We start from the raw sequence: 8,764 nt of genomic DNA, 5'->3' as shown, positions 1-8,764 counted from the left end.
ACCCAAAAAGGCAATCCGCGTCGCTCTCGCCAGAAAGCTCCTCGTCAGGCTCAATGCCAAAGCCCGCGAAGTTCGGGCCGGACTCGCTGTGGAAGCTTGACAGGCCAGACAGTCGCTCACCCCGACCCTCTCCCCGGGGGGGAGAGGGAGAGTCACCCCGCCTTGCGAACCACGCCCGGCGCGCCGGCATTGGCGGTCGCCTCCAGGCTGTAGAGCTTCGCCAGCAACTGCGGCGCCGGGCGGTCGGCGGCCGGGACGGCGAGCGCCGCCATCGCGGTTTCCGTGGCCGGAGACTTGCGCCACAGCGCCTCGGCCAGCGCCTGGGGGGAGGGCAGGGCCGGATCCGCGCCCTCGCCGGACCCGGCGTTCATCCAGGGCAGTGCTCCAGCCGCCTTGCCGTCCGCCACGGCGGTGCCGGCCTCATCCTCCAGCAAGCCGCCGATATGGCCCAGCACCGTGTCCCCCGTGACCTCTTCGAACGCCACCATGGCGGCGCTGCCGATCAGGCCGGGCAGGCCGCCGAACAGGAAGCCGCCGGCCAGACGGGCGGGGATCGAGATGCTCTCCCCCGTCGCCTCGCGGTAGACCGACGACACCACCGGCAACTGCTGCAGCGGGTTGACCGCATCCACCAGATCGTCGAAGCCGAGGCTCATCTTGTCGTCCAGGCTTTCCGCCTTTTCCTTGCGGGCAGGCTGTGCCGTGGGCGGGGTGACGGCCTGGGCCGCCAGCCTCCTGTCGGCGGGTGGGGTGTTGATGCTCATGATTGGTCTCCGATGGCGGCGAGCAGCGCGTCCAGATGCGCGAAGCTGTCGGCGGATGGCGAGGGGTCGTCCTTGCCCTGGCGCAGGAACTCCTCCAGCCGCGGGTGCAGGTCGATGGCGGCGTCGGTCTCCGGATCGGTGCCGCGCTTGTAGGCGCCGAGCCGGATCATCTCCTTCATGCCGTCATAGGTGGCGGCCAGCGCGCGGGCGCGGCCGACGATGCGGTTCTCGCGCGCGTCGTGGCAGCCGGGCAGGGTGCGCGACACGCTGCGCAGCAGGTTGACGGCGGGATAGCGCCCCTGCTCGGCGATTTTGCGGTCGAGAACCAGATGCCCGTCGAGGATGCCGCGCACCGCGTCGGCGATGGGTTCGTCATGGTCGTCGCCGTCGACCAGAACGGTGAAGATGGCGGTGATGTCGCCCTCTCCACCTCCTTCCGGGCCGGGACCGGCACGTTCCAGCAGGCGGGGCAGTTCGGCGAAAACGCTGGGCGGATAGCTCTTGGCGGTCGGCGGCTCGCCGGCGGCCAGTCCGATCTCGCGCTGGGCCATGGCGAAGCGGGTGACGCTGTCCATCAGGCAGAGGACGTGCTTGCCCCCCTGGGCTCCGGAATCGCGCATCTCTTCCGCCACCGTCATGCAGAGCAGGGCGGCCTGCCGGCGCATCAGCGGGGGCTCGTCGGAGGTGGCGACGATGACGACGGAGCGCGCCAGCCCTTCGGGTCCCAGATCGTCCTGGATGAACTCGCGCACCTCGCGCCCGCGCTCGCCGATCAGGCCGATGACGATGGCGTCGGCCTCGGCATGGCGGGCGACCATCGCCAGCAGCGTCGATTTGCCGACGCCGGAACCGGCGAAGACGCCCAGCCGCTGGCCGCGGCAGAGCGGCACGAAGCTGTCGATCACCCGGATGCCGCTGTCGATCCGCTTCCCCACCCGGCGCCGGGCGCAGGCGGCCGGCGGCGGCTGGCGCAAGGGCCGCGGGTGTTCGCCATTGACCAGGGGACCCTTGCCGTCGATGGGCTCGCCCAGCGCATTCACCACCCGGCCGAGCCAGCCGGGACCGGGGCGGAGCGTGAAGGCGGTGTCGTCGGTGACGGCGGCGCAGCCTTCCGCCACGCCGTCCAGATTGTCGAAGGCCATCAGCAGCGAGCGGCCGTTGCGGAACCCGATGGTCTCGCACAGCACGCGGCCGCCGCGCACGGTTTCCGCATGGCATTTGTCGCCGACCGACAGCACGCGCTGCAGCCCGTCGACCTCCAGCGTCATGCCGGCGGCGGAGCGGATCTCTCCGCGCCAGTGGCGCGTCGGCAGCCGTTCGAGTTCCGCCGCCAGGGTGGCGAGTGCCGGCATCGGCGCTGTCTCCATCATCTCAGTCGATGGGGGTAGCCTAGAGGAGGGAATTTAAATCCGGTTTTAAACGGGCGGGTTCATCGTCCGCCTCGTGTTCCGGAGAGATGTGGTGGAACGAGGTCGCAATGGATTTGAGTAAAATCGGTTTCTTCCAGCTTGCCAGCACGCGCCTGGACTATCTGGCGCAGCGGCAGAAGCTGGTCGCCGAGAATGTCGTGAACGCCAACACGCCCGACTACCAGGCGCGCGACCTGAAATCCTTCGACAGCGTGATGGAGGGCATCCGGCCGGTCGAGACCGCCCGCACCTCCAACCTTCATCTGGCGAGCACCCGCTCCACCGCCGGCTTCCGCGAGGCGGGCAAGGCCGGCCTGTGGGAAACGACGCCGTCGGGCAACGCGGTGTCGCTGGAGCAGGAGATGATCAAGGGCAGCGAGACCCGCGACGCCTTCGCGCTGACCACCAGCCTGTTCCAGCGCAATGTGCAGATGCTGCGCATGGCCTGGAGAAATGGCTAGGGGAGGAACGGCTGACGGTATTCGAGACGGAGACGAGCCATGATGAACGATGTCCTCGGCACGACGCTGAAGATCGCCGGTGCCGGCCTTCAGGCGCAATCGACCCGGCTGCGCGTGGTGGCCGAAAACCTCGCCAACGCCGATTCCACCGCCACCACCAAGGGCGGCGATCCCTACCGCCGCAAGACGGTGTCCTTCGACAGCGTGATGGATCGCGGCGTGGGGGCGGAACTGGTGCAGGTCAAGCAGATCGGCCGCGACCGCAGCGACTTCCAGCTCGCCTACGATCCTTCGCATCCGGCGGCTGACGACAAGGGCTATGTCAAGAAGCCCAACGTCCAGCCGCTGGTCGAGATGATGGACATGCGCGAGGCCGGCCGCGCCTTCGAGGCCAGCATGAACGTCATCGAACAATCGCGCGCGATGATGACCCGCGTCGTCGACCTGCTGCGCAGCTGAGGAGCCGTTCCATGATCGAGATGTCCGTCGGCCGCGTCGCCGCCGCCTATGCCGCCAACCGCAGCCCCTTTGTCGCCGGCCTCGCCGAAACCCAGGCGGCGACCTCGCCGCTGTCCACCACCGGCCAGACCGATGCGGTGGCGGCCAGTGCCGAAAGCGACTTCGGCGGTTTCCTCGACAAGTCGATCTCGCAGGCGGTCGACACGCTGAAGGAGAGCGAGCGCGTCTCGCTCGCCGCCGTGTCGGGAAAGGCGAGCGCGCAGGATGTCGTGCGCTCGGTGCTGGCCGCGGAGATGACGGTGCAGAGTGTCGTCGCCATCCGCGACAAGATGGTGCAGGCGTATCAGGAGATCATGCGGATCGCCGTTTGAAGGGCGGCGTTCGGGTTCGGATACGGAATGCCCCCTCCCTAACCCTCCCCCGCTCACGCGGGAGAGGGAACTCCGCCGCTCTTGCACTTGATCCCCTCTCCCGCGATCGGACCGGCCTTTGGCCGGCCGAGGGCGGGGGAGGGTTAGGGAGGGGGCAAAACACCGCCACCACCTCCCCACCAACGAAGGACCCACCCCGTGAATCAGGCCGACGTGCTGGAGGTGTTGCGCAGCGGCATCTGGACGACCCTGCTGGTCGCCGCGCCGCCGCTGATCGTCGCGGTGGTGGTGGGCGTGACGATCTCGCTGGTGCAGGCGCTGACCCAGGTGCAGGAGATGACGCTGACCTTCGTGCCGAAGATCGTCGCGATCCTGGTGGTGACGGTGCTGGCCCTGCCTTTCATGTATGGCGCGCTCGCCACCTACGCCGACCGGCTGAGCGACCTCATCGTCGCCATAGACTGACGTTGCCGGCGATGCGGCGCCCCCTGTTGCGAGCGGCCATCCCCCTTCTCGGACTGCTCGTAAGCCCGGCCGGCGGTGCGGCGGCGCCGCCGGCCAACATCTCGCAGATCGGGGTGTGGAGCACCGCGCTCTATGCCGCGCCGAAACTGCCGGCCCAGCCGTCGCCCCAGCCTCCGCGCAAGGCCCTGCCGCCGGAAGCGCAGTGCATCGCCGCGATCCTGGATGCGGAGAAGGCGGCGGGCATCACCGACCATCTACTGCTGGCGATGGGCTTTACCGAATCCGGGCGGCGGACGGAGGACCGGCTGTTCACCGCCTGGCCCTGGACCGTCAACACCGAAGGACGGTCCCACTATTTCCCGACGCGCGACGATGCCATCGCCTTCGTGCGGGCGACCCAGGCCCGTGGCGTGCAGTCCATCGACGTCGGCTGCCTGCAGGTCAATCTGCGCTGGCACCCCAATGCCTTTCCCGACCTCGTCACCGCCTTCGATCCGGTCGCCAACGCCCGCTATGCCGCGTCCTTCCTGTCGGCGCTACGGCGCGACCATGGTTCGCTGGAGACCGCCATCGCCCGCTACCACTCGTCCCAGTCCGAGCGCGGCGAGGCCTATCGCCAGCGGGTGAGCGGCAACCTGCGCTGGGTCGCCGGCGCGCTCGGCTATCTGCAGACGCTGGCCGCGGGGCCGGGCGGCGGCACCGACTTCACCCCGGCGGAGCGCGGCCGGCTGAGCTTCCTGTCCGGCCTGTTCGCCGACGGCCCGGCCCGGCCGCTGCTGCCGACGCAGTGACAGCTTAAATCCCGGTTTTACCGCACCCCCCTATCGTTGCCGAAACGCCCTTCCTCCACAAACCTGTCGGGACCCCATGACCTTCACGGATCACGTCCGCAGCCGATTCAGCCTGATCGGCGACATCGGGCTGGCGAACCGCGACGTGCTGTTCGCGGTCGGCATCCTGCTGGTGCTGGCGGTGCTGTTCCTGCCGGTGCCGTCCTGGTTCCTCGATCTCGGGCTGGCGCTGTCCTTCTCGGTCGCGGTGCTGGTGCTGATGGTGTCGCTGTGGATCCCGCGGCCGCTGGACTTCTCCTCCTTCCCCACCGTGCTGCTGGTGGTGACGATGCTGCGGCTGGCGCTGAACATCGCGTCCACCCGCCTGATCCTCAGCGAGGGGCACAACGGCCACGCCGCCGCCGGCCACGTCATCCAGGGCTTCAGCCAGTTCGTGATGGGCGGCAACTTCGTCATCGGCGTGGTGATCTTCTGCATCCTGGTGGTGATCAACTTCGTGGTCATCACCAAGGGCGCCACCCGCATCGCCGAGGTCGGCGCGCGCTTCACGCTGGACGCCATTCCCGGCAAGCAGATGGCGATTGACGCCGACCTGTCCGCCGGCATGATCGACGAGGCGGAGGCGCGGCGCCGCCGCAAGGAGCTGGAGGACGAAAGCACCTTCTACGGCGCCATGGACGGTGCCTCGAAATTCGTGCGCGGCGATGCGGTGGCCGGGCTGGTCATCACCGTCATCAACGTTCTCGGCGGCATGGCCATCGGCATCGCCCAGAAGGGGATGAGCTTCGAGCACGCCGCCTCCATCTACACGACGCTGACGGTGGGCGACGGTCTGGCGACGCAGATCCCGGCGCTGGTGGTGTCGCTGGCCGCCGGCCTTCTGGTGACCAAGGGCGGCAACATCGGCTCCGCCGAAAAGGCGGTGATCGACCAGCTCGGCGCCTATCCGAAGGCGCTGATGGTGGCATCGGGCCTGCTGGTGGCGCTGGCGGTAACGCCCGGCCTGCCGATGGCGCCCTTCCTCGCCATAGGAGCGGCCTTCGCGGTGCTGGGCTGGTACGCGCCGCGCCGCAAGGCCCGCGCCGCGGCGCTCGCCAAGCTGGAGGAAAGCCGCAAGGCGCCGCCCGCCGCACCGGAGGAGGCGGTGGAGGACATGCTGAAGGTCGACGAGGTGAAGGTGGAGGTCGGCAACCACCTCGTCCCGCTGATCCTGAACAAGAACGGCCCGCTGACCACCAAGGTGAAGACCCTGCGCAAGCGCTTCGCCACCGAGTTCGGCTTCGTCCTGCCGTCGGTGCGCATCAAGGATTCCAGCTTCCTGCCGCCCAAGAGCTACGTCATCAGCATCATGGGGGTGGAGGCCGCGAAGGGGGAGGTGCGGCCCAAGCACCTGCTGGCCATCGACCCCACCGGCGGCGCCGTGCCGGACATCGCCGGCGACCCCACGCGCGAGCCGACCTTCGGCCTGCAGGCCAAGTGGATCGATCCCTCCCGCCACGAGGAGGCGGTGGCGAAGGGGTATACGGTGGTCGACCCCGAAAGCGTCATCACCACCCACCTGACAGAGGTCATCAAGGACAACCTTTCCACCCTGCTGACCTTCGCAGCCCTGCAGAAGCTGATCGACGGTCTGGGCCGCGAGTACCAGAAGCTGATCAACGACATGGTGCCGAGCCAGATCTCGCTGGTCGTGCTCCAGCGCGTGCTGCAGCAACTATTGTCGGAGCGGGTGTCGATCCGCAATCTGCCGGCCATCGTCGAGGCGGTGGCGGAGGCGGTCGGCTGGACCCGCCACATCACGCTGATCACCGAACATGTGCGGATGCGGCTGGGCCAGCAGATCCACCAGGGTCTGGCCGGGCCGGACGGCTTCGTCTCCGTGATCGCGCTCAGCCCACGCTGGGAGCAGGCCCTGCTCGACCACATCGTGGTGGAGGGCGACGACCGCCGCTTCGTCATGCCGCCCAGCCAGGTGCAGGAATTCCTGACGACCGTGCGGCTGAAGATCCAGAAGCACGCCACCTCGCAGATCTGGCCCGCCCTGCTGGTGGGGGCGGAGGTGCGGCCCTTCGTGCGGTCGCTGCTTGAGCGCGTCAGCCCGATGACGCCGGTGCTGAGCCATGCCGAGCTGCACCGCAAGGCGTCGCTCAAGACCATCGATCAGGTGTAGGCGCGGATGGACGCCCTGAGCCAGTTCCTCACCCTGGAGATCTACCGCGGGCTCCTCGTGCTGGCGCGGGTGGCGGCGGCCATAGGGCTGCTGCCGGGCTTCGGCGAGGCGGCGGTGCCGATGCGGATTCGGGCGGCGTTGGCGATCATCGTCACGCTGGTGCTGCTGCCGGGAGTAGACGGCCTGCCGGAGCGCATGCCGGACCAGCCGGTGGAGATGCTGCGCGCACTGGCTGGGGAATCGCTGGTCGGCGCCTATCTGGGCTTGGGCGCGCGGCTGTTCATGGCCGCCTTGCAGACCACCGGCGCGCTGGTGGCGCAGGTGGTGGGGCTCAGCAACCCGTTCTCCATGGAGGCGGCGGGGTTCGAAGGCGGGTCGGTGCTGTCGGGCGTGCTGCTGATCGGCGGGCTGGCGCTGCTGTTCGCATCGGACGTGCATTACCTGATGATCGGCGCCTTGGCCCGCTCCTACGGCTCCTGGCCGGCGGGGGTGTTCCCGGACCTCGGCATGGTCGCCCAGCGCTTCGCCGAGCTGCTGGCGACCACTTTCCGGCTGGGGGTGGGGCTGGCGGCGCCCTTCATCCTCTATGGGCTGGTGATGAATGTGGCGCTGGGGCTGGTCAACCGGGTCATGCCGGCGATGCCCGTCTATTTCGTCGCGACGCCGGGCGTGCTGATGGTGGGCATGGGCCTGTTCATGGCGACCGCCGGCGCGATGCTGACCGCCTTCGTAGCCGCGCTCGGCGGCTGGCTTTCGGGGTCCTGAGCCATGGCGGAGCAGGACGACGAGCAGAAGACAGAGGAACCGACAGAAAAACGCCTGCGCGAGGCGGCGGAGAAGGGCGACGTCCCCCGTGCCCGCGACGTCGGCCTGCTGTCGGCGATGGTGGCGGCCTGGATGATCGTGCTGATGGCCGCGCCCGGCGTCTCGTCGCAGCTGTCGAGCCTGCTGCTGCCGCTGATCGAGAATCCCGACGACATCCGCATCGACGGCAGCGCCATCGACGTCATCCATAGCCTGCATTGGCTGATCGTCGGCGCCGCTGTGGCTCTGCTGCCGGTGCTGGGCATCCTGCTGGGCGGGGTGGTGGTTTCGGCGCTGGGGCAGGGGCCCTTTCTGGTCGCGTCCGACCGCATCCGGCCGAAATGGTCGCACCTGTCGCCGGCCTCGGGCTGGAAGCGGATGGCCGGGCGGCCGGCGCTGGTCGAATTCGCCAAGAGCCTGGTCAAGCTCGCCATCATCAGCGCTGCGGCCTGGTACGCGCTGGCGCCCTACATCGCATGGACGGAGGATACTGTGGGCATGGACGTCGCCGGATTGCCCGTGCTGCTGCGGGACGTGACCTTGCGGCTGCTGCTGGCGGTCCTGCTGGCGACCGTCCTGATGGCGGCGGTGGACGTGCTGTGGAACCGCCTGGAATGGCGCCGCCGCCTGCGCATGAGCCACCAGGAGATCAAGGACGAGTTCAAGCAGATCGAGGGCGATCCCCACGCCAAGGCCCGCCTGCGCGACATCCGCCGCTCGCGGTCGAAGAAGCGGATGATGGCGAACGTCCCGCGCGCCACGGTGGTCATCACCAACCCCACCCATTTCGCCGTGGCGCTGGAATACGAGCGCGGCCGCACCGCCGCCCCGATCTGCCTCGCCAAGGGCGCCGACCTGATCGCGTTGCGCATCCGCGCGCTGGCCCAGGAACACGGCATCCCCATCGTCGAGAACCCTCCGCTCGCCCGCGCCCTCCACGCCTCGGCCGAGGTGGACGCCACCATCCCGCTCCAGCACTATCAGGCGGTGGCCGAGGTCATCACCTATGTGCTGAAGCTGAAGGGCCGCATCATCCCCTCTCCCCCCCGGGGAGAGGGTTAGGGTGAGGG

The 8,764-nt window shown here is 68.9% G+C and carries 10 protein-coding genes; 8 read left to right on the top strand and 2 right to left on the bottom strand.

The window, feature by feature from the left end; translation table 11 throughout:
- Window positions 1-152 precede the first annotated feature (152 nt).
- Both VD964_RS15870 and fliI read right to left on the bottom strand, forming a co-directional pair.
- Window positions 153-764: a hypothetical protein gene (locus VD964_RS15870; protein ID WP_324869507.1), complete on the bottom strand. Its 612-nt coding sequence runs from the start codon at window positions 762-764 to the stop codon at window positions 153-155.
- Window positions 761-2,116: a flagellar protein export ATPase FliI gene (fliI, locus tag VD964_RS15865; RefSeq protein WP_324869506.1), complete on the bottom strand. Its 1,356-nt coding sequence runs from the start codon at window positions 2,114-2,116 to the stop codon at window positions 761-763. The genes VD964_RS15870 and fliI overlap by 4 nt, the downstream gene beginning before the upstream one ends.
- 125 nt (window positions 2,117-2,241) lie before the next feature.
- Between fliI and VD964_RS15860 the strand changes: the two genes are divergently transcribed.
- From VD964_RS15860 to flhB, 8 genes are all read left to right on the top strand, one after another.
- Window positions 2,242-2,634: a flagellar biosynthesis protein FlgG gene (locus VD964_RS15860; protein ID WP_324869505.1), complete on the top strand. Its 393-nt coding sequence runs from the start codon at window positions 2,242-2,244 to the stop codon at window positions 2,632-2,634.
- Window positions 2,635-2,673: 39 nt separating this feature from the next.
- Window positions 2,674-3,093 carry a flagellar basal body rod protein FlgC gene (gene flgC, locus VD964_RS15855; protein ID WP_310118678.1) on the top strand — a complete coding sequence of 140 codons (420 nt, stop codon included), beginning with the start codon at window positions 2,674-2,676 and terminating at the stop codon, window positions 3,091-3,093.
- An 11-nt stretch (window positions 3,094-3,104) separates the two neighbouring features.
- Window positions 3,105-3,464, top strand: coding sequence for a flagellar hook-basal body complex protein FliE (locus VD964_RS15850; RefSeq protein WP_324869504.1), 360 nt, complete (start codon window positions 3,105-3,107; stop codon window positions 3,462-3,464).
- 198 nt (window positions 3,465-3,662) lie between these two features.
- Window positions 3,663-3,929, top strand: coding sequence for a flagellar biosynthesis protein FliQ (gene fliQ / locus VD964_RS15845; RefSeq protein WP_014249892.1), 267 nt, complete (start codon window positions 3,663-3,665; stop codon window positions 3,927-3,929).
- 11 nt (window positions 3,930-3,940) lie between these two features.
- Window positions 3,941-4,720: a lytic transglycosylase domain-containing protein gene (locus tag VD964_RS15840; RefSeq protein WP_324869503.1), complete on the top strand. Its 780-nt coding sequence runs from the start codon at window positions 3,941-3,943 to the stop codon at window positions 4,718-4,720.
- 76 nt (window positions 4,721-4,796) lie between these two features.
- The gene (gene flhA / locus VD964_RS15835) at window positions 4,797-6,890 is read left to right on the top strand and encodes a flagellar biosynthesis protein FlhA (protein WP_324869502.1); all 2,094 of its coding nucleotides are present in this window, start codon (window positions 4,797-4,799) and stop codon (window positions 6,888-6,890) included.
- Window positions 6,891-6,896: 6 nt separating this feature from the next.
- On the top strand, window positions 6,897-7,655 hold the full coding sequence (locus tag VD964_RS15830) for a flagellar biosynthetic protein FliR (protein WP_324869501.1): 759 nt from the start codon (window positions 6,897-6,899) through the stop codon (window positions 7,653-7,655).
- Between the two features lie 3 nt (window positions 7,656-7,658).
- Complete coding sequence (flhB, locus tag VD964_RS15825) at window positions 7,659-8,756, top strand: flagellar biosynthesis protein FlhB (RefSeq protein ID WP_324869500.1); 1,098 nt, start codon at window positions 7,659-7,661, stop codon at window positions 8,754-8,756.
- The last annotated feature ends 8 nt before the right edge of the window (window positions 8,757-8,764 follow it).

It is taken from the genome of Azospirillum sp. (genome assembly GCF_035628975.1).
Classification (GTDB): domain Bacteria; phylum Pseudomonadota; class Alphaproteobacteria; order Azospirillales; family Azospirillaceae; genus Azospirillum.
The sequence above is the reverse complement of the archived record's forward strand: the minus strand, read 5'-3'. Positions and strand labels throughout refer to the sequence as shown.